The organism is Duganella sp. 3397, assembly GCF_031456625.1.
In the GTDB taxonomy this organism is placed as follows: Bacteria; Pseudomonadota; Gammaproteobacteria; order Burkholderiales; family Burkholderiaceae_D; genus Rugamonas; species Rugamonas phyllosphaerae.
In genome coordinates, this window is sequence record NZ_JAVDVB010000005.1 from 307,006 (window position 1) to 327,300 (window position 20,295).

The following is a 20,295-nucleotide window of genomic DNA, read 5'->3' on the forward strand; positions in this document are numbered from 1 at the left end:
AATGCGCAAGGCAAAGCGAAACCAGGCGCGCCCTTACGGAGCAGCGCCCGGCTTTTGTATTGCCGCTAGTGAGTGGGCCAGCACGTGGCATCACGACAAGAATACGCAAGAGTCCGATGAGCAATTTAAAGATTTACAACACGCTGGCGCGTGACAAGCAGGCATTCGTTCCCATCGAGACTGGCAAAGTCCGCATGTATGTGTGCGGCATGACCATTTATGACTACTGCCACATCGGCCACGCGCGCATGATGATGGCGTTCGACGTGATGTACCGCTGGCTGCTGGCCACCGGCTACGAGGTCACGTACGCCCGCAACATCACCGACATCGACGATAAAATCATCCGCCGCGCGGTGGAAAACGGCGAGACGATCTCGCAGCTGACCACGCGTTTTACCCGCTACATGGACGAAGACACGGGCGCGCTCGGCATCCTGCCGCCCACGCTGGTGCCGCGCGCCACCGAATACGTGCCGCAAATGCTGGCGCTGATCGAAACGCTCGAACAGAAAGACCTGGCATACCAGGGCACCGATGGCGACGTCAATTACGCGGTGCGCAACTTCCCCAACTATGGCCGCCTGTCCGGCAAGTCGCTCGACGACCTGCGCGCCGGCGAGCGCGTGGACGTCAACACCGGCAAGCGCGATCCGCTCGACTTCGTGCTGTGGAAGGCCTCGAAAGAGTCCGAGCCGGAAGAAGTCAAATGGGATTCCAAGTGGGGCAAGGGCCGTCCGGGCTGGCACATCGAGTGCTCGGCCATGTGCTCGGCGCTGCTGGGCGAACATTTCGACATCCACGGCGGCGGCGCCGACCTGCAGTTCCCGCACCACGAAAACGAGATCGCCCAGTCCGAAGGCGCGTTCGGCCAGACCATGGTCAATTACTGGGTGCACAACGGGTTCGTGCGCGTCGATAACGAAAAGATGTCCAAGTCGCTGGGCAACTTCTTCACCATACGCGAAGTACTGAAAAAATTCGATGCCGAAGTGATCCGCTTCTTCATCATGCGTGCCCATTACCGCAGTCCGTTGAACTACTCGGATGCCCACCTGGACGACGCCCGCGTGGCGCTCACGCGCCTGTACACCGCGCTCGACGGCGTGGACGGCGATGGCGCCGACCTCGACTGGACCGAAGCCCACGCCGTGCGCTTTGCGCAGGCCATGGACGACGACTTCAATACGCCGGTGGCAATCGCCGTGCTGTTCGACCTGGCGACCGAGATCAACAAGAGCAAGTCGCCAGCGCTGGTGCGCCAACTGAAAGGCCTGGCCGACGTCATCGGCTTGCTCGGCCGCAGCGCCCAGCAATTCCTGCAGGCGGCAGTCGGCGAAACCGACACCACCGGCGACGCTGCCATTGCCGCCCAGATCGCGCAACGCGCTGCAGCCAAGAAGGCGCGCAACTTCGCCGAATCCGACAAGATCCGCGCCGACCTGCTCGCAGCCGGCATCATCCTCGAGGACAAACCCGACGGCACGACCAACTGGCGCCGCGCATAATGGTCACTGCCAAGGACAACGGGGCCGCTGTGCCCGATTCGGCCGGTCCGCTATCGGCCGTGCCGCCGTACTGGGAACAGGCCAAGATCGAGCTGATGAAGCGCGATCGCATCATGAAAAAGCTGATCCCGCAATTCGGCGACCTGCACCTGGTGGGTCACGACGACCCGTTTACCACGCTGGCGCGCTCGATCGTCGGCCAGCAGGTCACGCCCAAGGTGGCCGACGCCGCCTGGCGCAAGCTGCTGCTGGCGTGCCCCAAGTGCACGCCCGCGCAGGTGATCAAGGCCGGCGCCGAACAACTGTCCGCCTGCGGCCTGTCCAAGCGCAAGACCGAGTACATCCTCGACCTGGCCGACCATTTCAAGAACAAGCGCGTCCATAGCGCCCTGTGGGGCCAGATGGAAGACGAGGCTGTGATTGCCGAGCTGGTGCAAATTCGTGGTATCGGCCGCTGGACAGCGGAGATGTTTTTGATATTTAATTTGCTGCGTCCCAATGTTTTGCCGCTCGACGACCCCGGTTTGATCCAGGGCATCAGCCAGAATTATTTCTCAGGTGAACCTGTTTCCCGCAGCGATGCGCGCGAAGTGTCGGCCAACTGGGAACCCTGGCGCACGGTGGCAACATGGTACTTATGGCGTAGTCTGGACCCGGTTCCTGTAGAATAAGCACTCTAGGGAACCTCGACAAACCTACTGCGCGGTCCGCTATCGCCGCTGCGTTGCTCAGCGTACCTCCGTACGCTTGCGCTACTCGCGACGATAACGGACCGCTCGCTACGGTTTTTCGGGGTCCCCTTTTATCGCTGTGCGAGGCCGTTTTTGCTCGCCATAATCGGCTCCCGCGAGGGGCGCAGCCAAGAATAATCCCGGAGGTACAATGACCAAAACGACTTTCCTCAATTTTGAGCAACCGATTGCCGAGCTCGATGGCAAAATCGAAGAGCTGCGCTTCGTCCAGGACGATTCGGCCGTCGACATCTCGGAGGAGATCGACCGGCTGGCCAAGAAGAGCCAGCAACTGACCAAAGACATCTACGCCAAGCTCACGCCATGGCAGGTTGCGCAAATCGCGCGCCACCCGCAGCGTCCATACACGATGGACTACGTGAACGAAATCTTCACCGACTTCCACGAACTGCACGGCGACCGCACCTACGCGGACGACCAGTCCATCGTCGGCGGCCTGGCCCGCTTCAACGGCCAGGCCTGCATGGTGATCGGCCACCAGAAGGGTCGCGACACCAAGGAGCGCGCCATGCGCAACTTCGGCATGCCGAAGCCGGAAGGCTACCGCAAGGCCATGCGCCTGATGAAGCTGGCCGAGAAATTCGGCATTCCCGTGTTTACCTTCGTTGACACCCCGGGCGCATTCCCCGGCATCGACGCCGAAGAGCGCGGCCAGTCCGAAGCCATCGGCCACAACCTGTACGTGATGGCCGAACTGAAAGTGCCGCTGATCGCCACCATCATCGGCGAAGGCGGCTCCGGCGGCGCGCTGGCGATTGCCGTGGGCGACTCGGTGCTGATGCTGCAATACTCGACCTACTCGGTGATCTCGCCCGAAGGTTGCGCGTCGATCCTGTGGAAAACCTCGGAGCGTGCAGCCGACGCCGCCGAAGCGCTGGGCCTGACCGCGCACCGCCTGAAAGCCATCGGCCTGATCGACAAGATCATCAACGAACCGCTGGGCGGCGCCCACCGCGATCCGAAAGCCATGGCCACCATGCTCAAGCGCGCACTGGCCGACTCGCTGCGCCAGTTCCAGGGCGTCAAAACCAAGGACCTGATCGAAGCCCGCCACCAGAAGCTGCTGGGCTACGGCAAGTTCAAGGAAACCACGCCGCAGGAATAAAACCCGCCACCCCGCACACCACGGCGGGGGGGCGGACCCCGCGCACGGCGGGGTCGGACCCCGTACGGGGTCCGACCCCACGGGTCTCAGGGGTAAAAGGCGCCCGTACGGGGTCCGACCCCATGGGTCCACGGGTCTCAGGGGTAAAAGGCGCCCGTACGGGGTCCGACCCCATGTTCAGGGTACACAGCAATCGACCATCGGGGGCACGCAAACGCGTCGCCCCCGGTTCGCATTTGGAACCACACAATGAAGCAACAACTCCCCACGCTTGTCAGCACCTTCGCCCAGGCGGTCAGCGCCGCCCGCGCGCAGGTCGGCGACAGCCCGCGCCTGGCGATCGCCCTCAGCGGCGGCCTCGATTCTTCTGCACTGCTGCACCTGGCCCACGCCTACGCCGCCGAGCACGGCCTGCAACTGCACGCCTTCCACATCCACCACGGCCTCAGCCCCAACGCCGACACCTGGCTTACCCACTGCGAACAAGCCTGCGTGGCCCTCGGCGTGCCATTCCAGGCGCGCCACGTCGAGCTGCAACGCAAGGACAAGACCGGCACCGAGGAAGCCGCCCGCAAGGCCCGCTACGCCGCGCTGGGCGCGCTGTGCCGCGAACACGGCGTCGAACTGTTGCTCACCGCCCACCACCAGGACGACCAGGCCGAGACCGTGCTGCTGCAATTGCTGCGCGGCTCCGGCCCGGCCGGCCTGTCGGGCATGGACGCGGCCAACACGGCCGCCAGCCTGCTGGCCAACGAGCAACTGGTGATGGCCCGTCCATTGCTCACCGCGTCACGCAGGCAGCTGGACCAATACGTGACCGGGCACGGCATCACCCACATCCACGACGAATCGAACGATGACCCGCGCTTCGCCCGCAACGCGCTGCGCCGCACCATCATGCCGGCCCTGGCCGACGCCTTCCCCGGCTTCCAGGAGCGCCTGGCGCGCAGCGCGTCGCACGCCCAGGCCGCCCAGCGCCTGCTGACCGAGCTGGCGCAGCAGGACCTGGCCCTGTGTCTCGATGGCGACTGCCTCGACATGACCAGGCTGCGCACGCTGAGCCTGGACCGCATCCACAATTTGCTGCGCCACTGGTTCGGCACCCGTGGCCTGCGCATGCCGAGCGCGGCCTGGCTGTCGGAAACCGTCACCCAGCTGCTCGAGGCGCGCGACGACGCCCAGGTGCTGGTCACGCACCCGGACTGCCACGTGCGCCGCTACCGCGACCGCCTGCACCTCACGCCCAAGCTGGCCGACCTGGAAGGCACGCGCGAAGACCAGTTCGATCAGACCCCGGGCACGCCGTTCCGCTGGAGTGGCGAAGCGCAGCTGGCGTTTCCGGCCTATGGTGGCGTATTGCACTTCGATGCGATCGAGGCTGTTCACGCCGAGGCAGGCGAGGGCGCTGTTGTCAGCGCTGCTCCCGAAGCCGCGCCTGCTGGCGGCGAGGCCGATGCGCCGCCTACCGGCATCGACGCCGACTGGCTGCGCAGCCTGCCGCTCCTGATCGAATTCCGTCGCGGCGGCGAACGCCTGAAACGCGCCGACAACCGGCCGACCCGCCCCTTGAAATACCACTTCCAGGAACTCAACATCCCGGCCTGGGAACGCGGCCGTTTGCCGGTGGTTCACGCCGGCAAGGACCTGATTTTTGCCGCCGGCATCGGTATGGATTGCAAGCATTTGGGCGCAGGGGTAGGACGAATCCGGCTGCGTTGGCAGGCACAGTAGGAATTCGACACATTTGCCGAATTTTGTATGTGCATATGCCTATACGGTATGAGAATATGAGCTTTGTGACTTGTTATTTTGCACTGCCGCATGTAGAGTTTAGGGTTCCATTTACCTTTAATGAGCGGAAAACTCTCTGTTATGGCTTTAATCGTGCACAAATATGGCGGTACGTCGATGGGTTCGACGGACCGTATCAAGAACGTCGCGCGGCGCGTTGCCAAGTGGCATGACGCCGGTCACCGCATCGTCGTGGTGCCATCGGCAATGTCGGGCGAGACCAACCGCCTGATCGCCCTGGCCAAGGAAATTCAATACCAGCCCGATCCACGCGAACTGGACATGATCGCCTCCACCGGCGAACAGGTCTCGGTCGGCCTGCTGGCCATGGCGCTGCTGGCGATCGGCAAGAAAGCCGTGTCCTACGCCGGCTGGCAAGTCGCGATTAAAACCGATTCCGCCTACACCAAGGCCCGTATCCAGTCGATCGACAACGACAAGGTCAACCGCGACCTCGACGACGGCAAGATCGTCATCATCACCGGTTTCCAGGGCGTTGACGACCTCGGCAACATCGCCACGCTCGGCCGTGGTGGTTCAGACACTTCGGCCGTGGCAATCGCCGCCGCCATGAAGGCCGACGAATGCCTGATCTTCACCGACGTCGACGGCGTCTACACGACCGACCCGCGCGTGGTCTCCGAAGCGCGCCGCCTCAAGGCGATCACGTTCGAAGAAATGCTGGAACTGGCGTCGCTGGGCTCGAAAGTGCTGCAGACCCGCTCGGTGGAATTCGCCGGCAACTACCGCGTACCGACGCGCGTGCTGTCGTCGCTGACCGACCCGATGCTCGACATCGAAGAAGAAGCCAACTCTGGCACCCTGATTTCGTTTGAGGAAGACAAACACATGGAACAAGCAGTCATCTCCGGCATCGCTTTCAACCGCGACGAAGCCAAAATCACCGTGCTGGGCGTACCGGACCGTCCGGGCGTGGCGTACCACATCCTCGGACCGGTGGCTGACGCCAACATCGAAGTGGACATGATCATACAGAACCAGTCGGTCGAAGGTAAAACCGACTTCACGTTCACCGTCTCGCGCAACGACTACCAGCGCGCCATCGACGTGCTCAACGGAACCCGCGAAGAATTGGGTGCCGCCAGCGTGACCGGCGACGCCAAGGTGTCGAAAATCTCCGTGGTAGGCGTAGGCATGCGTTCGCACGTGGGCGTGGCCTCGCAGATGTTCCGCACGCTGTCGGAAGAGGGCATCAATATCATGATGATCTCGACGTCGGAAATCAAAATCTCGGTGCTGATCGACGAGAAATACATGGAACTGGCCGTGCGCGCGCTGCATAAAGCGTTCGAACTGGAAAAAGCATAATTTTTTAAAAAAAACCGTTGTGTTGCCTTGACCGAAACGGTCCTGGTCTATACTATGACGGTCGTCTGCTGCAGCGTAGTTTGGTGAAGCAGACATAGTTGAGTGATCGACTAGGAGACGTGGCCGAGTGGCCGAAGGCACATCCCTGCTAAGGATGCATACGGCTTATACCTGTATCGTGGGTTCGAATCCCACCGTCTCCGCCAGTTAAACGTTCGCTGATTTTCAGCAGCGTCCTAAAACCCCCACCGCTCATAGTGAAGCCTGGGGGTTTTTTGTTATCCGGCGTCCGCTAGCGTTCACAGCTGTACGCTAAAAGCCGGTGGTTTTGTGGGTATGGATGCGGGTATGACTTCTACCCCGCGCCGGCTCCTAGCCGCAAAACTTTCTACATTACATCCCCTTCCTGCAAATCAATTTTGATACGGGGAGGCAGTATGCCTAAGCTAGTCATTCCACTTACCGATCTCAAGCTGAAGACCACCAAAGCTGGTGCGAAGCTGATCAAATTGTCCGATGGCGATGGACTCTATCTCGAGGTGTTACCGAACGGGTCCAAGACCTGGCGCTTTCGCTTCCGCCAGGTCAACGGCAAAGAGAACTTGCTGACCTTCGGCCCATATCCCGACGTCAGCCTGGTTGAGGCGCGCACCAAGCGCGCGCAGGCGCGTCAGTTGCTGCGTGATGGCATCGACCCTGCCAGAGAGCGTGATGCGCAGCGTGTGGCCGCGGCTGACCAGCGTGCGCACACCTTCGAGCGAGTCGCCCGGGACTGGCATGCCAATAAAATGAAATCTTGGTCTCCGCAGTATGCGGAGAACGTCCTGCATCGCTTGGAGCAGGATATTTTCCCGGACATCGGCCCCGAGCCGATCATGGGGCTACCTCATCGACGCATTATCGCGGTCCTGCGCAAGATCGAGACCCGTGGCGCGGTAGAAATTGCCAAGCGCCAGAGAGCCGTCTGCCGTCAAATCTTCAGTTACGCGATTCAATCAGGAATGGCTGACCGTACCGGGCCAAGACCAAAGGCATTACCCATACCGATTTGCTGGGTAGTCCAACTATTCAGACGAAAATGGATGGACAGGGACTTGAGATGCGCACTCGGTACGAGCCGTACGGTCAAGTCGCCACTGGTGGGGTGCCGGCGATGGGCTACACTGGGCACAGGAATGATACGGATACAGGGCTGGTGTATATGCAACAGCGGTATTATGATCCGGTGGCGGGGAGATTCTTGAGCATTGATCCGGTGACCACCGATGCAGACACCGGTGACAGTTTCAACCGGTATGCCTACGCCAATAATAATCCGTTCAAGTACGTCGATCCAGATGGGCGCCAGGCGTTAAAAGTCCTTGTTGAGATTGTCAAAGCGCTAGTTAAAACTGAAGCTAAGAAGGGTGCGAAAGCGGGAGCAAAAGAAGCTGCAAAGGATGGGGCGAAAGTTGCTGCCGAAGGGGCGAAACGTGGTCCGAAAACAGATCCTACAGCACCGCACAATGCAAAAATCCGTGAGGTCGGAGATAAGGTGGAAGCTGAAGGGGGAGAAGTCCTTGCCGGCGGAGGACGGGCAAAAGAGATATTGATAGATACACCTGGTGGTGTGAAAAGTGGCCGTCGCCCCGACGTTATCTACCGCGACGCTGACGGCGTGGAACGGGGTACAAACGTCGGCAGGGCAAAAGCGGATGGTTCTCCTATCAAGCGCGAGGCGGAAGCACTAAAGGACTTGAACGGTCCCGGCAAACTGCCAACAGACTTCGTTCCATATAATTAGGAGGGCACAAATGCGATCACTTGGTATCCAGTTCCATGCGTTGGCTCAGGAGCTAGCCGCAGTCATTCTTGCGGCGACTGCGAAGACGGACATTCATATAATCTTGCATGGCGGGGTGCCGTTTTTCGCGCGCGAGATATCACCAACTTCTTTGGAAGATGAGATGGTAAGAGCGGCGTCCGAAACGACCTCTCTGAGCGTGTACTTATTTTTCAAACGCCCGGATCTTGATGCAACGACTCGTCTGAAATTTTATGACTTGAATCCTGGTGGAATCGTCATTGATATTGGTAGGCTCACCGCTCAAGGGCTGAAGCAGTCCGCGATATCGACAAAGACCGAGGACCCGCTGATGTACGAGTTTGCGAAAGCACTTGCAAATTGTTTACGGAAAATTAGTCATGCCGGCGTTACGGCAATAAATATTGACACGGGCGTAAGTCATCTCAATAAGAGTTCGCGGTATACGGATGGCGCAAAAAAACTGGAACAGGATGGTGTTCCAATGCTGCCATTTGCCGGGGGCGTGAAGTTACTTCTCGGCGATGTGCGCTCAAACGATTTGAAAATTCCGTAAAGGTTAGCACGGGCCGGCGGGCCGGGGTCAGATCCGCCATTCGCACACGAACTGATCACTGCCCTTTCTTCTTGAAACAGAAAAGCCACTCCCTCCGGCGCCCCGGATGCGAGTGGCTTGTTCTTTTTAGCTGCCAGGCGGCAGCCCCGGCCCAGCTGCTGTAAGCGTCCAGGCGTCCCATCTATGAATTCCTAATCGGCACCACCAAACTGTAACCTCGATCAACGCTAAAGCATTCCAAGGCTGGGGCATCGATGTGAATCAGCTGCTCTGGATGCGCGCTCAGAGCACCGGCGACGCGCTGTGGACTGCGGAACAAATTTTTACACGCAAGTTTTCTAAATAAGGGCTGAAAGTCCAAGTTATAATTAATGGACAAAAAAGAGGAACCAATTGTCAGAATTGCGCCGAAAGATACTTATCCCAGCGTTTACGTTGACCGAGATCTGTTCAGCTGCCGCCCCTATGGCAATTGAGAGGACGATTAAAGAGGCAGAGGGCCAAAAGACTTTCGCCTATCACGTGAGAAAAGTTGTTGACCCTTTCGACGGCAAGGAATCAAGCTACAACCTATTACCTGTCATTCTGGACAAGAATTCTGTACCTTGGGCAGCGCACCGGGCGTACCACGTTTTCAGTGCGCCGTAAGCTGGTGGACGTGGTTGCACCGAGGTTTGAAATTTGCGATGTACACGGCACATCTTGGAGGGCCCCGCAAATGACCGGCTGAACGGAAATTTCGCCGAGGCCACGCCACAAGCACCGAAGCTGCCGGCGTCGAATTCCGACAGCCAGTCCACCCGGCTCGAGACGATGCCCTTGTTGCGAAAATTCTGGTTGCCGTCGTCGAGGTTGTAGCCGGTGAAGTCGGCCGGGTCGGCGGCGTTGTAGCCGCCGGCCAGCAGGCGCGCACTGGCGTCCCTGAGCCGATAGGCGCCACTGTACTTGAAGGTGTTGTTCCAGCTGATTTTCAGTTCCGGATCGGACGTGGTGAACTCGTAGGCCTGGGCGGCCGGCAGGGCTGCGGTGATGGCGATGGCCAGTATGCTCCGGCGCAGGTTCGTGGTGGTGTGCATTGCTTTCTCCGTATTTTTAGTTATGGGTACTGCGGCGTAAATCGAATCAGATAAACGTGGATGCGAGCCCCCCATCGACTGCCAGGTTCACGCCGCTGATCCAGCGCGACTCGTCGCTGCACAGGAAGGCGATGACGGAAGCCACTTCGTCGGCATAGGCGGGGCGCTTCATGCGGTGGGCGTCGCGCTGCACGCGCTCCTCGCCCAGCATCGAGACGAAGTCACCGAGGATGGGGGTGAACACGGGGCCCGGCGCCACGCTGTTCATGCGTACCGAGTGGGCCAGGAACCAAGGCTGCGACTGCACGTAAGTCCAGACGATCAGCGCCTCCTTGAAGTACTGGTAGCAGGTCTCGTCGGGCACCGGGTGCTGGTCGAGCCACGCCTGGCCGGCGGCAAAGCCTTCGGTGGCGGCCAGCTGCTTGTGCAGGTCCAGCCGCAGCGGCCAGTCGGCGCCGAGGATGGATGCGACGTTGACGATCGAGCCGCCGGCCGGCATGCGCGGCAGCACGCTGCTGGTGAGATACCGCAGGCCCAGGTAATTGACGTGCGCCAGCAGCGCCGGGTTGGCGGTGCCGGGAACGCCGGCGATATTGCACAGGGCGTCCACCCGCTGCGGCAGCTGGGCGATGGCGGCGTCGATGCTGGCGGTGCTGCTCAGGTCCACGGCCACGAAGCCGTCGAGCGTCAGCCCCGGGTCGTTGCGGTCCATGCCGATCACGGTAGCGCCTTCGAAGCGCGCCAGGCGCGCCACTTCGGCGCCGATACCGGACGCCGCGCCGGTCACAACAATGGTCTTGTTACGTAGTTTCATACAGTCTCCTCAGAATGGATAACGGGGTGCTTCGGTCTTGATCGTGAGCCACTGGGTTTGCGTAAATTCCTCCCAGTCGATGGTGCCGCCGTGGCGCCCGCCGTTGCCCGACGTGCCGCCGCCACCGAACGGCGCATGGGCCTCGGCCAGCACGGTCTGGTCGTTGATGTGGACGTGGCCGGACGGCACGCGGTCGGCGATGTGCATGGCGCGGGCAATGTCTGGCGTGATGACGCCCAGGGCCAGGCAGCCGCTGGTGGCCGAGGCCAGCGCGATCGCTTCTTCGTCGGTATCGAACACCGTGATCGACGCCACCGGGCCGAACAGCTCTTCCTCGAAACAGCGCATGCCGGCGCGCGCGCCAGTGAGCACCGTGGGCCGATAGAACTGGCGCTCGTAGGTGCCGCCCGCCAGCAGGGTGGCGCCATCGGCCACGCTGTCCTGCACGATGCTGTGCAGGCGCGCGACCTGGCGCGCGCTGATCATCGGCCCCAGCGCGACGTCGCCGCCCATCGGGTCGCCGACGGGCAGGCGCCGGGCTTTCTCGACCAGGCGTTCGATCACGGCGTCGGCGATGCCGCGCTGGAGCAGCACGCGGCCGGCGCACATGCAGATCTGGCCCTGGTGCAGAAAGGTGGCCCAAGCAGCGTTGGAGGCGGCGATGTCGGGATCGGCGTCGTTGAGGATGATCAGCGCGTTCTTGCCGCCCAGTTCGAGCGACATTTTTTTCAGGTGGCGTCCGGCCAGTTCGCCCACGCTGTGGCCGGCGGCGGTCGATCCGGTAAACGCGATCATGCCGATGTCGGGATGGCTGCACAGCGCCTGGCCGGCGTCGGCGCCGCCCGGCAGCACGTGCAGCACGCCGGGCGGCAGGCCGGCCGCTTCGAAAATGCGGGCGATCAGCACGCCGCCGCTGACCGGGGTTTGCAGGTCGGGCTTGTGGACCACCGCGTTGCCGGTGGCCAGCGCCGGGGCGATCGAGCGGATCGACAGGATCAGCGGAAAATTGAACGGCGAGATTACGCCCACCACGCCATGCGGCACGCGCCGCGCGATGCTCATGGTGCCGCTGGCGGATGCCAGCAGCTGGCCTTTCGGTTGCGTGAGCATGGCTGCCGCTTCCTGCAGGTGAGCGGTCGCTTCGCGCAGTTCGAGGTCGGCCTTGGGGCGGATGGCGCCGGTCTCGCGCATGATCCAGGTGGCCAGTTCGTCGTGGTGCTGTGCGATCAGCGCAGCGGCGCGGCGGAAGATGGCGGCGCGCTCCTTGTAGTCCGACGTGGCCCACGCCTTTTGCGCGGCGCGCGCCTGCACGCCGGCGGCCAGCACGTCGGCTGCATTGGCCAGGCCGATGCGGCCCAGTTGCTCGCCGGTGGCCGGTTCGGCAAAGACGTGGGTGCCGCCGTGGGCGGAGATCCACTGGCCGTTGAAGATGCGGTCGCGCCAGAGGGCGGGGTCGAGCAGGGCGCTCACAGCGCCCGGGTGGTCGTTCATGGTGTCTCCTTGGTTGATGGGGGAAAGTCGGCCCGTTAGCACGTTCGTTGCATGAGGTCCGCTTGCCGCTCTTGTCATCACTATTACAAGTTGCGTGCCAGGGCTGGTCGTGGACTCCGCTAGTGCAGTGCACCATGTTGCTCTGGCCCGGACGACGCAGAATTTTGACGATGACGGCTGGCGCGCCGCAGCAAAAGTAGAACGCTGCACCGGCTTCATCAAATGATCAAACTGAAGAAATGCCGATGTATGATTTGGTAAAACAAGACGGGGGAGACATGAACAAGCGTGAACGCATCTCGCTGGCCGAGGTGTCCAGGACGACTGGCAAGGTATTGAACCGGGGCGACAGCGAACATCTGAACGAGGGCGCGCCGCCCACGTTGGAGGACATCACCCAGAGCCTGCATTTTTCGCCGGGCGATGGCCGCATCTGGCTCAACGGCCAGCGCATGCAGCTGCTGCACATGTCGTCACTCGGTTCGCTGCGGCGTGAACTGATCGAGAGCATCGGCGCCGAGCGCACCCGTGGCCTGCTCACGCGGGTGGGCTATTCGGCCGGCGCACGCGACGCCCAGCTGCTGCGCGAACGCTGGCCCGACGCCGATCCGGCCGCGCTGTTCTCGGCCGGCCCGCGCATGCACTCGCTCGAAGGCGCGGTGAAGGTGGAGGCGCTGCACTTCGAATTCGACGTCGAGCTGGGCACCTATCGCGGCGAATTTTTGTGGCATCACTCGGGCGAGGGCGAAGTGCACGCGGCCGATTTCGGCATCGGCACCGAGCCCGCGTGCTGGATGCAGACCGGGTATGCGATCGGTTACACCAGCTCGATGATCGGCAGATTGACGATCTACCGGGAAATCGAATGCTGCTCTATGGGCCACAAGCACTGCCGCCTGATCGGCAAGCCCGCCGACGAGTGGGATAACGTCGAAGAAGACCTGCGCTTCCTCAACGCCGAGGCCTTCGTCAGCACCACCGCCTATAGCGAACCACAGGCGCACAGGAAGGCCGCCATTCTCGAGGGCGACGACGAGCGGCCCTACGCCGACAAGGAAATGGTGGGCGTCTCGCCGGCCTTCAATGCCGCCTGCCACATGCTCAAGCGCGTGGCGCCCACCACGGCCACGGTGCTGTTTACCGGCGAGTCGGGCGTGGGCAAGGAGCTGTTCGCGTACATGTTGCACCAGATCGGTCGGCGCAAGGGCCGGCCGTTCGTCGCCGTCAACTGCGCGGCGATCCCCGAGACCTTGATCGAGTCGGAACTATTCGGCGTGGAGCGCGGCGCCTTTACCGGCGCCACCGTCTCGCGGCCCGGGCGCTTCGAGCGCGCCAGCGGCGGCACGCTGTTCCTCGACGAGATTGCGACACTGAGCCTGGTGGCGCAGGGCAAGCTGCTGCGGGCGTTACAGGAAGGGGAGATCGAGCGCGTGGGAGGCGTGCGCAGCACCAAGGTCGATGTGCGGCTGGTGGCGGCCACCAATGTCGATCTGCGCGAGGAGATACGGCAGGGGCGCTTTCGCGAAGACCTGTTCTTCCGCCTGAACGTGTTTCCGATCCACCTGCCGCCGCTGCGCGATCGCCGCGACGACATCCCGCTGCTGATGGGTTACTTCATGCGCCACTACGGCCAGAAGCACCAGCGCCGCCTGACAGGATTCACCGCGCGCGCGGTCGATGCGCTGCTCAACTACCATTTCCCGGGCAATATCCGCGAACTGCAAAACCTGGTCGAGCGCGGCGTCATCTACGCCAACGAGGACGGCCCGATCGACTTGCCGCACCTGTTTACCAGCGGCGAAGAAGCGCAGGCGTCGTACTTTTCGCTGGCGCAGACCGGGCGCCTGACCAGTACCACCAACGCCGGCAGCGCTGCCACAGCCACGCTGACGCCGGACGCCGCCGGCAAGGAGCTGCTCGACGTGCTGCCGGCGATGCTGGGCCCAGCAAAAAACTGGTCGCTCGACACGCTCGAGAGCACGCTGATCCTGGCCGCCGTCAAGCGCGCCGACGGCAACCTGTCGGCAGCGGCACGCATGCTGGGTTTGACACGGCCGCAGTTGTCGTACCGGATGAAGAAGCTTACACCCGAGTGAGTAACTAAATTTAATACCGAATTTAGTATGTCGATGCTATGATCTGGTCATCGCCCTGAGGAGGACCATATGAATTTTTCGAACATTCAACCAATCAGCTACTTAAAGACCAACACCAGTGACGTGGTCAAGCAAGTGCTCGAGACCCAGGACCCCGTCGCCATCACGGTCAACGGCAGAGTTCAGGCAGTTGTGCAAGACCCTGTCACTTTTCAGAAGACTCAAGACCAGATTGCCATGCTTCGCATTCTCGCTCTTGGCAGAAAGCAGATCGAAGAAGGTAAAGTCATGGATCATGATGATGTTGTTGCGCTTTTTGAGGCTGAAGACAAGGAAAGCTAAATCCACCAATGAAAATCATCTGGACGCATAATGCGCTGAACGATTTGCAAAACATTCGGGAACATCTCAAGGTGAACGAATCACCGGCCTTCGTCAGGAAGGTCACAGAAGAGATACTCAATGAAGTCAAGTCGCCCCGGGAGTGGCATAACAAGGGTACTTTTGTGCCTGAGCTGGAAGACTTGCACTTGACCACACACCGTCAACTCCTGGCCGGCCAGAACCGCATCATCATCGAACGTGGTCACGATGTTGTACATATTCATATGATTGCTCATACCAGTCGTGACCTTGAAGCGCTGATCCGCCGTCGCCTGCTTAGCTCTTGAGACACCTTGTGGACCGGCTGCAGTGACTAAAACTCTTCCCACTCGTTAGCGGCAGATTTTTTCGCCACCTTCTTCTCCTCGCCCGCCAAGGGTTTCGCTGGCAGCGCGATGGCGTTCTTGCCAGTCGCCTCGCGTGGCGCCGCCGGCCTGGCCGGTGCACGTGCAGGTCGAGGCATGCTCACGCTCGCACTACCATCGCTGGTCAGCCGGAACACCGCCACCGCCTGCGCCAGCGTTGCGGCCTGCTCCTGCATCGACTCCGACGCGGCAGCCGATTGCTCCACCAGCGCCGCGTTCTGCTGGGTGACCGCATCCATCTGCATCACCGCCTGGTTGATCTGCTCGATGCCGGCGGTCTGCTCGGCGCTGGCCGACGAGATTTCGGCCATGATGTCGGTGACCCGCTGCACGCTGGAGACGATTTCGCGCATGGTCTGGCTGGCGGTGTTGACCAGCTCGCTGCCGCTGGCCACCTTGACGGTGGAGGCGTCGATCAGCTCCTTGATTTCGCGCGCAGCCGAGGCCGAGCGTTGCGCCAGGTTGCGTACTTCCGACGCCACGACCGCGAAGCCGCGCCCGTCCTCGCCGGCACGCGCTGCCTCCACCGCCGCATTGAGCGCCAGGATATTGGTCTGGAAGGCGATGCCGTCGATCACGCTGATGATGTCGGCAATCCTGGACGACGAGGCGTTGATTTCGTTCATGGTGCCGGTGACCTGGTCGATCACCTGGCCGCCGCGCGCCGCTACCTCCGAGGCGCTGCGGGCCAGCGCGTTGGCCTGGCGGGCGTTCTCGGCGTTCTGTTTCGTGGTCGAAGTGAGCTGTTCCATCGAAGATGCGGTCTCTTCCAGGGAACTGGCTTGCTGTTCCGTGCGCGACGACAGGTCCAGGCTGCCGGACGCCACCTCCAGCGCGGCCGTGGCGATGGTGTCGGTGCCGCTGCGCACCGTGCCCACCGTGGTGGCCAGGTTGTCGTTCATCGCCTTGAGGGCTTGCAGCAGCTGGCCCATTTCGTCGGTGGTATCACTGTGGATCTGGCTGGTCAGGTCGCCGCTGGCCACGGTCTGGGCAATGCCGAGCGCGCGGTTGGCCGGGCGCGTGATCGAGGCGGTGATCCAGTACGCAATGGCGGCAGCGAGCGCCAGGGCCAGCGCACCGAGTCCCCAGGACAACTGCTGGCTTTGCCTGAAGGTAGCGTCTGCGGCATCGGCGGTTTTGGTGCTGAGCTCCTTCTGGCGCGCTGCCAGGGCGTTGGTCGCTTGCTTGAGGTCGCCAAGGATGGGCCGTAATTCGCTGGCCAGGAATTTGCGCGCGTCGTCCGGACGGTTGCCCTCGACATCGCTGATGATGCGGTCCTGGCCCGGCCGGTAGCGGCCGATATGGCGCTTGATTTGCGCGAACAGTTCACGCGCCTGCGGGTCCCTGAGGCTCCCTTCGAGCAGCTCGAGCGCCTTGTTGTTCGACTGCCGCGTGCTCATGATGCGATCGACCTGCGCCTTGCGGTCGGCCGCATCATCGCTGAGCATCAGATTGCGCAGCGAGATCGCTATCTCGTTGATGCCCACCAGCAGCTGGGTGGTGGCCTCGATCTTCGGCATCCTGTCGTGGACAATCTCGTCGGTACCGCCATTGATGCGCGCCATCATCGCATTGCTCATGACGATCATCACCAGCAACAGCAGGCATACCACGCCAAAACCCAGCCCCAACCGCAGGCCGATCCGCATATTCGATAACGTCATAGGTGTCTCCTGATGAGTTTGTCTGTAGGTTTTCTCTTCGGAATATCGTCCTGCAAGTCGCGCGAAAAAGGGCGGCATCAGCGCAGGTCGATGTCGATTATGACGCCACTTGCAGTTGAAAAACCAGTAGTCACTGCATCGTGAGAACGGCAAACAACACCCGGCGCCTGGCGCCGCTGCTATAATCGGCCCACTTCAAGGACTCCCGCCGTGCGCCGACTATTCTGTCTCCTGCTCATGCTATCCCTGCCGCTACATGGCTTTGCCATGCAGTGGGGCACGCTGCTGAGCGGTGAACATACGTCGGTCGCGCACGAAATCGAGCACGACGAAGGCGTCCAGCACCACCACGATGCCGACGGCGTGGTCCACTACGACGACTCCGGCGAATCGACCAGGCACATGTTCGACCACTCGGTTACGCCGCAGCCGCAGCCGCTACTGAGCGCCTTGCCGCTGCTGCCGGGCGCACCCGAACAGCTGGTGAGCACGGTGCCGGCGCACGTGGAGTCCCATATCCCCGATCCGCTGCTCGAATCTCCGCTAAGACCTCCCACCATCGCCCTCGGCTGAGCCGCCGGGGGAGATTGCGCTCGTCTGTCCGTTATGCATAGGCGTTGACAGTCGCAATCGCCCCTCGGTGACGTTTTCACTCACCGAAGGAGTTTTCATGCGCACCTTGCGCCTGCCGGCATTGCTTGCCGGCGCCCTGATATGTTATGCCCTGCCATCGATGGCAGGCACTACCCTGCACGCCATCGTCGAGCAGGCCTGGCAACGGTCGGTTGCCGTCACCACGCTCGCTGCGCTCCAGGAGGAAGCGGCTGCCGCCCATGACGTCGCACAATCGTGGCTGGCCGGCGCGCCCGTGCTGGGCCTGTCCGACCGCTCCGACCGCTGGCTCGACAACCGTCGCCTGCGCGAAGCCGAGGTGTCGATCGCCGCGCCGGTGCTGCTGCCGGGCCAGGCGTCGGCGCGGCAGCAGCTTGCTGCCCGTGCCGGTGAGGATGTCGAGGCGCAGCGCCACCGCGCGCGGCTCGAGGTCGCCGGTCAGGTGCGGCTGCGCCTGTGGGAAGCGGCTGCCGCGCACGAAATGCTGGCCGAAAAAGAGGGCCACCTGCACCACCTCGAAGACCTGCACGAGGACGTACAGCGCCGCGTGAAAGCGGGTGACCTGGCGCGCAGCGATGGTCTCCTGACCGGGCAGGAAGTATTGGCCGCGCAAGCCGAAGTGGCGCAGGCGCGCACCCGCGCGCGCGATGCCTTGCATCGCTTCGAGCTGCTGACCGGCGTGCCGGAGCTGCCGGCACCGGAGCCGGAGCCGCTGCAGCCGGTGCCGCCGGATGCCATGTCCCAGCACGCCCACTTGCGCGCCGCCGAAACCGCCGAGCAGCGCGCCCGCGCCAACGTCGCGCTGGCCGGCGCCGGCGTGCAGGCGCCGCCCACGGTCACGCTGGCCATGCGCCGCGAGCGCGACAGCGTGACGCCGGAATCGACTCGCAGCATCGGCATCGCCGTCCACGTCCCGCTCGGCGGCAAGCTGCGTAACCGGCCGGCAGAAACGCTGGCCGCCACCCAGCTTGCCACCGCTTCGGCCGAGTTGCGCGAGGCGCAGGCAGCACTTGCACTGGACTTTACGGCAGCGCGCCAGCAACTGGTGGACGTGGAAGAAGCGCTGCAGGCGGCCACCGTCCGCGCCGGCCTGCTGCGCGAGCACACCGCCTTGTTCGAGCAAGCGTTCAAGCTCGGCGAGCGCAGCCTCGCCGAACTGTTGCGCTCGCAAACCTTGCGCCACGAAGCCGAAGTCGCGGTGCGCCAGCAGCGCGTGGCGCTCGGCCTGGCGCATGCCCGATTGAACCAGGCACAAGGAATCCTGCCATGAAAAGACTCATCTCCATCTTGCTGCTGGCGCTGGCCGCCGGCGCCTGCACTGTCACGTTGGCGTCCCCCGGCGCCCACGGTCCCAACGGCGAACACCTCGACGGCGCGGCGGCCGCGAGTACCGGCGGCACGGCGCCGCGCGTGGAAACCTTCAGCGAACTGTTCGAACTGGTCGGTACGCTGTCGGGCAGCGAACTGTCGGTCATGATCGACCGCTACGAGACCAACGCGCCGGTCTTGGACGGCAAGCTCGACGTCGAGGTAGAAGGTATCAAGGCGCAGGCGCGCTTCCATGCCGACATCGGCGACTACGCCTTCGACGATCCCAGGCTGCTCGCGGCGTTGTCCAGGCCGGGCAAGCACGCGTTGCTGTTCACCTTGGTCGCCGACGGCGAGAGCGACTTGCTCGATGGCACGCTGGAAGTAACGGCGCAGGTGTCGCATGACCATGCGCCGGTCAGCCGCTGGTGGTGGCTGCTGTCGCTACCGCTGGCCATCGCCGCCGTCGCACTGGTCCGCTGGCGTTCGCGCCGCGCCCACGGTCAATTGCCACGCCAGGAACAACCAACATGAAAAACATCTACCCGGCAGCGCTGCTGTCCACGTTCGTCAGCATCGCCGCCATCGCCTCGCCCGGCGCCCACGGCCCCAATGGCGAACACCTCGACGCCCAAACGTCGCCAACCGGCAGCGGCCTGGCGCGCCTGCCCGACGGCAGCGTCAACGTACCCAAGCTGGCGCAGCGCCGCATGGAGATCCGCACCATCAAGGCCGTGGAAGCCGAGCATCCGCTGACGGTCGAACTCAATGGCCGCATCGCCATCGACCCCAACGCGGGAGGGCGCGTGCAGGCGCCGTTCGCCGGCCAGATCGAACCGGCGCTGCAAGGCTTGCCGGTTGCCGGCCAGCGCGTGCGCAAGGGGCAAGTACTGGCGCGGCTGCGGCCTGTCGCCAGCGGCGCGGACCGCGCCAGCCAGGAGGCCGCGCTGGCCGACCTGCAGGCGATGCGCGCGCTGGCCGAACGCAGGCTGGCGCGTCTCACCAGCCTCGAAGGCACGGTGCCGGCAAAAGACATCGACGCCGCCCGCATGGAACTGGCCAGTCTCACCGGCCGCGAAAGGGCGATCGGCGCCGCAGTGCGCGGCAGCGTGGCCATTGTGGCGTCGGCCGATGGCGTGATCGCCTCGCACAATGTGCTGGCCGGCCAGATCGTCGAGCCGCGCGACGTGCTGTTCGAGATCGTCGATCCGGGCCAGGTGATGGTCGAAGCATGGGCCACCGACGTCACGCTGGCCGGGCGCATCGCCAGCGCCACCTTGCCGGCAGCGCCCGATGCGCAGTTGACGGTGCTGGGCGGCGCGCGCAGCCTGCGCGATGGCGCCGTGCCGATCAGCTTCCGGGCGCAGGGCAAGGATTTGCCGCTGGCCGTCGGCCAGCCGGTCACGGTGCTGGTGCGCCAGCGCAGCGTGGTCAAGGGCATTGCGCTGCCGGCTGCCGCGCTGGCGCGCAATCCCGCCAACCAGACGGTGGTGTGGATCAAGTCCGGCGCCATGCGCTTCATCGCCCAGCCGGTGCAGGTGCAGGCGCTCGACGCGCGCACGGTCATCGTCACCCGGGGCCTGAGTGCCGAGAACCGGGTGGTGGTTTCCGGCAGTTCCCTGATCAACCAGATCCGGTAG

19 protein-coding genes and 1 tRNA gene are annotated in these 20,295 nt (G+C 63.0%); 16 read left to right on the forward strand and 4 right to left on the reverse strand.

The window, feature by feature from the left end; genetic code table 11:
• Nucleotides 1-116 precede the first annotated feature (116 nt).
• The 9 genes from cysS (at nucleotide 117) to J2X54_RS17920 (ending at nucleotide 8,845) form a co-directional block, all read left to right on the forward strand.
• Complete coding sequence (gene cysS, locus J2X54_RS17880; protein WP_070250854.1) at nucleotides 117-1,508, forward strand: cysteine--tRNA ligase; 1,392 nt, start codon at nucleotides 117-119, stop codon at nucleotides 1,506-1,508.
• A complete protein-coding gene (locus tag J2X54_RS17885; protein ID WP_070250853.1) occupies nucleotides 1,508-2,179 on the forward strand; it encodes a DNA-3-methyladenine glycosylase in 672 nt (223 codons plus the stop codon). The genes cysS and J2X54_RS17885 overlap by 1 nt, the downstream gene beginning before the upstream one ends.
• Before the next feature lie 211 nt (nucleotides 2,180-2,390).
• The gene (locus J2X54_RS17890) at nucleotides 2,391-3,365 is read left to right on the forward strand and encodes an acetyl-CoA carboxylase carboxyltransferase subunit alpha (RefSeq protein ID WP_070250852.1); all 975 of its coding nucleotides are present in this window, start codon (nucleotides 2,391-2,393) and stop codon (nucleotides 3,363-3,365) included.
• 249 nt (nucleotides 3,366-3,614) lie between these two features.
• On the forward strand, nucleotides 3,615-5,096 hold the full coding sequence (gene tilS, locus J2X54_RS17895) for a tRNA lysidine(34) synthetase TilS (protein ID WP_310182380.1): 1,482 nt from the start codon (nucleotides 3,615-3,617) through the stop codon (nucleotides 5,094-5,096).
• A 141-nt stretch (nucleotides 5,097-5,237) separates the two neighbouring features.
• The gene (locus J2X54_RS17900; RefSeq protein WP_310182381.1) at nucleotides 5,238-6,485 is read left to right on the forward strand and encodes an aspartate kinase; all 1,248 of its coding nucleotides are present in this window, start codon (nucleotides 5,238-5,240) and stop codon (nucleotides 6,483-6,485) included.
• A 113-nt stretch (nucleotides 6,486-6,598) separates the two neighbouring features.
• Nucleotides 6,599-6,691 (forward strand) — tRNA-Ser (locus tag J2X54_RS17905).
• Nucleotides 6,692-6,922: 231 nt separating this feature from the next.
• Complete coding sequence (locus tag J2X54_RS17910) at nucleotides 6,923-7,729, forward strand: integrase arm-type DNA-binding domain-containing protein (protein WP_310182383.1); 807 nt, start codon at nucleotides 6,923-6,925, stop codon at nucleotides 7,727-7,729.
• Nucleotides 7,639-8,268 carry an RHS repeat-associated core domain-containing protein gene (locus tag J2X54_RS17915; RefSeq protein WP_310182385.1) on the forward strand — a complete coding sequence of 210 codons (630 nt, stop codon included), beginning with the start codon at nucleotides 7,639-7,641 and terminating at the stop codon, nucleotides 8,266-8,268. The genes J2X54_RS17910 and J2X54_RS17915 overlap by 91 nt, the downstream gene beginning before the upstream one ends.
• A 10-nt stretch (nucleotides 8,269-8,278) precedes the next feature.
• Nucleotides 8,279-8,845: a hypothetical protein gene (locus J2X54_RS17920; protein WP_310182387.1), complete on the forward strand. Its 567-nt coding sequence runs from the start codon at nucleotides 8,279-8,281 to the stop codon at nucleotides 8,843-8,845.
• Between the two features lie 563 nt (nucleotides 8,846-9,408).
• On the opposite strand, the gene J2X54_RS17925 is transcribed toward J2X54_RS17920, so the two are convergent.
• From J2X54_RS17925 to J2X54_RS17935, 3 genes are read right to left on the reverse strand one after another with little or no spacing between them, the layout of a single operon-like run.
• Nucleotides 9,409-9,921 carry a DUF1302 family protein gene (locus J2X54_RS17925; RefSeq protein ID WP_310182389.1) on the reverse strand — a complete coding sequence of 171 codons (513 nt, stop codon included), beginning with the start codon at nucleotides 9,919-9,921 and terminating at the stop codon, nucleotides 9,409-9,411.
• A gap of 46 nt (nucleotides 9,922-9,967) precedes the next feature.
• Nucleotides 9,968-10,735, reverse strand: a complete 768-nt coding sequence (locus tag J2X54_RS17930) for a coniferyl-alcohol dehydrogenase (RefSeq protein WP_070252154.1) — start codon at nucleotides 10,733-10,735, stop codon at nucleotides 9,968-9,970.
• A gap of 9 nt (nucleotides 10,736-10,744) precedes the next feature.
• Entirely contained in the window at nucleotides 10,745-12,226 is a 1,482-nt protein-coding gene (locus J2X54_RS17935; protein WP_310182393.1) for a benzaldehyde dehydrogenase, read from the reverse strand.
• 278 nt (nucleotides 12,227-12,504) lie between these two features.
• Here J2X54_RS17935 and J2X54_RS17940 point away from each other — a divergent pair, with 278 nt between their 5' ends.
• From J2X54_RS17940 to J2X54_RS17950, 3 genes are all read left to right on the forward strand, one after another.
• Nucleotides 12,505-14,322: a sigma 54-interacting transcriptional regulator gene (locus tag J2X54_RS17940; protein ID WP_310182395.1), complete on the forward strand. Its 1,818-nt coding sequence runs from the start codon at nucleotides 12,505-12,507 to the stop codon at nucleotides 14,320-14,322.
• 69 nt (nucleotides 14,323-14,391) lie between these two features.
• A complete protein-coding gene (locus tag J2X54_RS17945; RefSeq protein WP_310182396.1) occupies nucleotides 14,392-14,664 on the forward strand; it encodes a type II toxin-antitoxin system Phd/YefM family antitoxin in 273 nt (90 codons plus the stop codon).
• 8 nt (nucleotides 14,665-14,672) lie between these two features.
• A complete protein-coding gene (locus J2X54_RS17950; protein WP_070252161.1) occupies nucleotides 14,673-14,993 on the forward strand; it encodes a type II toxin-antitoxin system RelE/ParE family toxin in 321 nt (106 codons plus the stop codon).
• A 26-nt stretch (nucleotides 14,994-15,019) separates the two neighbouring features.
• Here J2X54_RS17950 and J2X54_RS17955 read toward each other — a convergent pair whose 3' ends face one another.
• Nucleotides 15,020-16,735, reverse strand: coding sequence for a methyl-accepting chemotaxis protein (locus tag J2X54_RS17955; protein WP_310182397.1), 1,716 nt, complete (start codon nucleotides 16,733-16,735; stop codon nucleotides 15,020-15,022).
• A 237-nt stretch (nucleotides 16,736-16,972) separates the two neighbouring features.
• On the opposite strand from J2X54_RS17955, the gene J2X54_RS17960 reads away from it, so the two are divergent.
• The 4 genes from J2X54_RS17960 (at nucleotide 16,973) to J2X54_RS17975 (ending at nucleotide 20,295) form a co-directional block, all read left to right on the forward strand.
• On the forward strand, nucleotides 16,973-17,308 hold the full coding sequence (locus tag J2X54_RS17960) for a hypothetical protein (protein ID WP_310182398.1): 336 nt from the start codon (nucleotides 16,973-16,975) through the stop codon (nucleotides 17,306-17,308).
• 97 nt (nucleotides 17,309-17,405) lie between these two features.
• Complete coding sequence (locus J2X54_RS17965) at nucleotides 17,406-18,617, forward strand: TolC family protein (RefSeq protein ID WP_310182400.1); 1,212 nt, start codon at nucleotides 17,406-17,408, stop codon at nucleotides 18,615-18,617.
• The gene (locus tag J2X54_RS17970; RefSeq protein WP_310182401.1) at nucleotides 18,614-19,189 is read left to right on the forward strand and encodes a hypothetical protein; all 576 of its coding nucleotides are present in this window, start codon (nucleotides 18,614-18,616) and stop codon (nucleotides 19,187-19,189) included. Before J2X54_RS17965 ends, J2X54_RS17970 begins: the two co-directional genes overlap by 4 nt.
• On the forward strand, nucleotides 19,186-20,295 hold the full coding sequence (locus J2X54_RS17975) for an efflux RND transporter periplasmic adaptor subunit (protein ID WP_310182402.1): 1,110 nt from the start codon (nucleotides 19,186-19,188) through the stop codon (nucleotides 20,293-20,295). Before J2X54_RS17970 ends, J2X54_RS17975 begins: the two co-directional genes overlap by 4 nt.

Bases quoted from the DNA above. Each gene is read 5' to 3' on its own strand.
- J2X54_RS17935 (WP_310182393.1), bottom strand. From the start codon at position 12,226: ATGAACGACCACCCGGGCGCTGTGAGCGCCCTGCTCGACCCCGCCCTC.
- J2X54_RS17945 (WP_310182396.1), top strand. From the start codon at position 14,392: ATGAATTTTTCGAACATTCAACCAATCAGCTACTTAAAGACCAACACC.
- J2X54_RS17940 (WP_310182395.1), top strand. From the start codon at position 12,505: ATGAACAAGCGTGAACGCATCTCGCTGGCCGAGGTGTCCAGGACGACT.
- tilS (WP_310182380.1), top strand. From the start codon at position 3,615: ATGAAGCAACAACTCCCCACGCTTGTCAGCACCTTCGCCCAGGCGGTC.
- J2X54_RS17900 (WP_310182381.1), top strand. From the start codon at position 5,238: ATGGCTTTAATCGTGCACAAATATGGCGGTACGTCGATGGGTTCGACG.
- J2X54_RS17915 (WP_310182385.1), top strand. From the start codon at position 7,639: ATGGGCTACACTGGGCACAGGAATGATACGGATACAGGGCTGGTGTAT.
- J2X54_RS17920 (WP_310182387.1), top strand. From the start codon at position 8,279: ATGCGATCACTTGGTATCCAGTTCCATGCGTTGGCTCAGGAGCTAGCC.
- J2X54_RS17960 (WP_310182398.1), top strand. From the start codon at position 16,973: ATGCTATCCCTGCCGCTACATGGCTTTGCCATGCAGTGGGGCACGCTG.
- J2X54_RS17975 (WP_310182402.1), top strand. From the start codon at position 19,186: ATGAAAAACATCTACCCGGCAGCGCTGCTGTCCACGTTCGTCAGCATC.
- cysS (WP_070250854.1), top strand. From the start codon at position 117: ATGAGCAATTTAAAGATTTACAACACGCTGGCGCGTGACAAGCAGGCA.
- J2X54_RS17950 (WP_070252161.1), top strand. From the start codon at position 14,673: ATGAAAATCATCTGGACGCATAATGCGCTGAACGATTTGCAAAACATT.
- J2X54_RS17885 (WP_070250853.1), top strand. From the start codon at position 1,508: ATGGTCACTGCCAAGGACAACGGGGCCGCTGTGCCCGATTCGGCCGGT.
- J2X54_RS17930 (WP_070252154.1), bottom strand. From the start codon at position 10,735: ATGAAACTACGTAACAAGACCATTGTTGTGACCGGCGCGGCGTCCGGT.
- J2X54_RS17925 (WP_310182389.1), bottom strand. From the start codon at position 9,921: ATGCACACCACCACGAACCTGCGCCGGAGCATACTGGCCATCGCCATC.
- J2X54_RS17890 (WP_070250852.1), top strand. From the start codon at position 2,391: ATGACCAAAACGACTTTCCTCAATTTTGAGCAACCGATTGCCGAGCTC.
- J2X54_RS17955 (WP_310182397.1), bottom strand. From the start codon at position 16,735: ATGACGTTATCGAATATGCGGATCGGCCTGCGGTTGGGGCTGGGTTTT.
- J2X54_RS17965 (WP_310182400.1), top strand. From the start codon at position 17,406: ATGCGCACCTTGCGCCTGCCGGCATTGCTTGCCGGCGCCCTGATATGT.
- J2X54_RS17970 (WP_310182401.1), top strand. From the start codon at position 18,614: ATGAAAAGACTCATCTCCATCTTGCTGCTGGCGCTGGCCGCCGGCGCC.
- J2X54_RS17910 (WP_310182383.1), top strand. From the start codon at position 6,923: ATGCCTAAGCTAGTCATTCCACTTACCGATCTCAAGCTGAAGACCACC.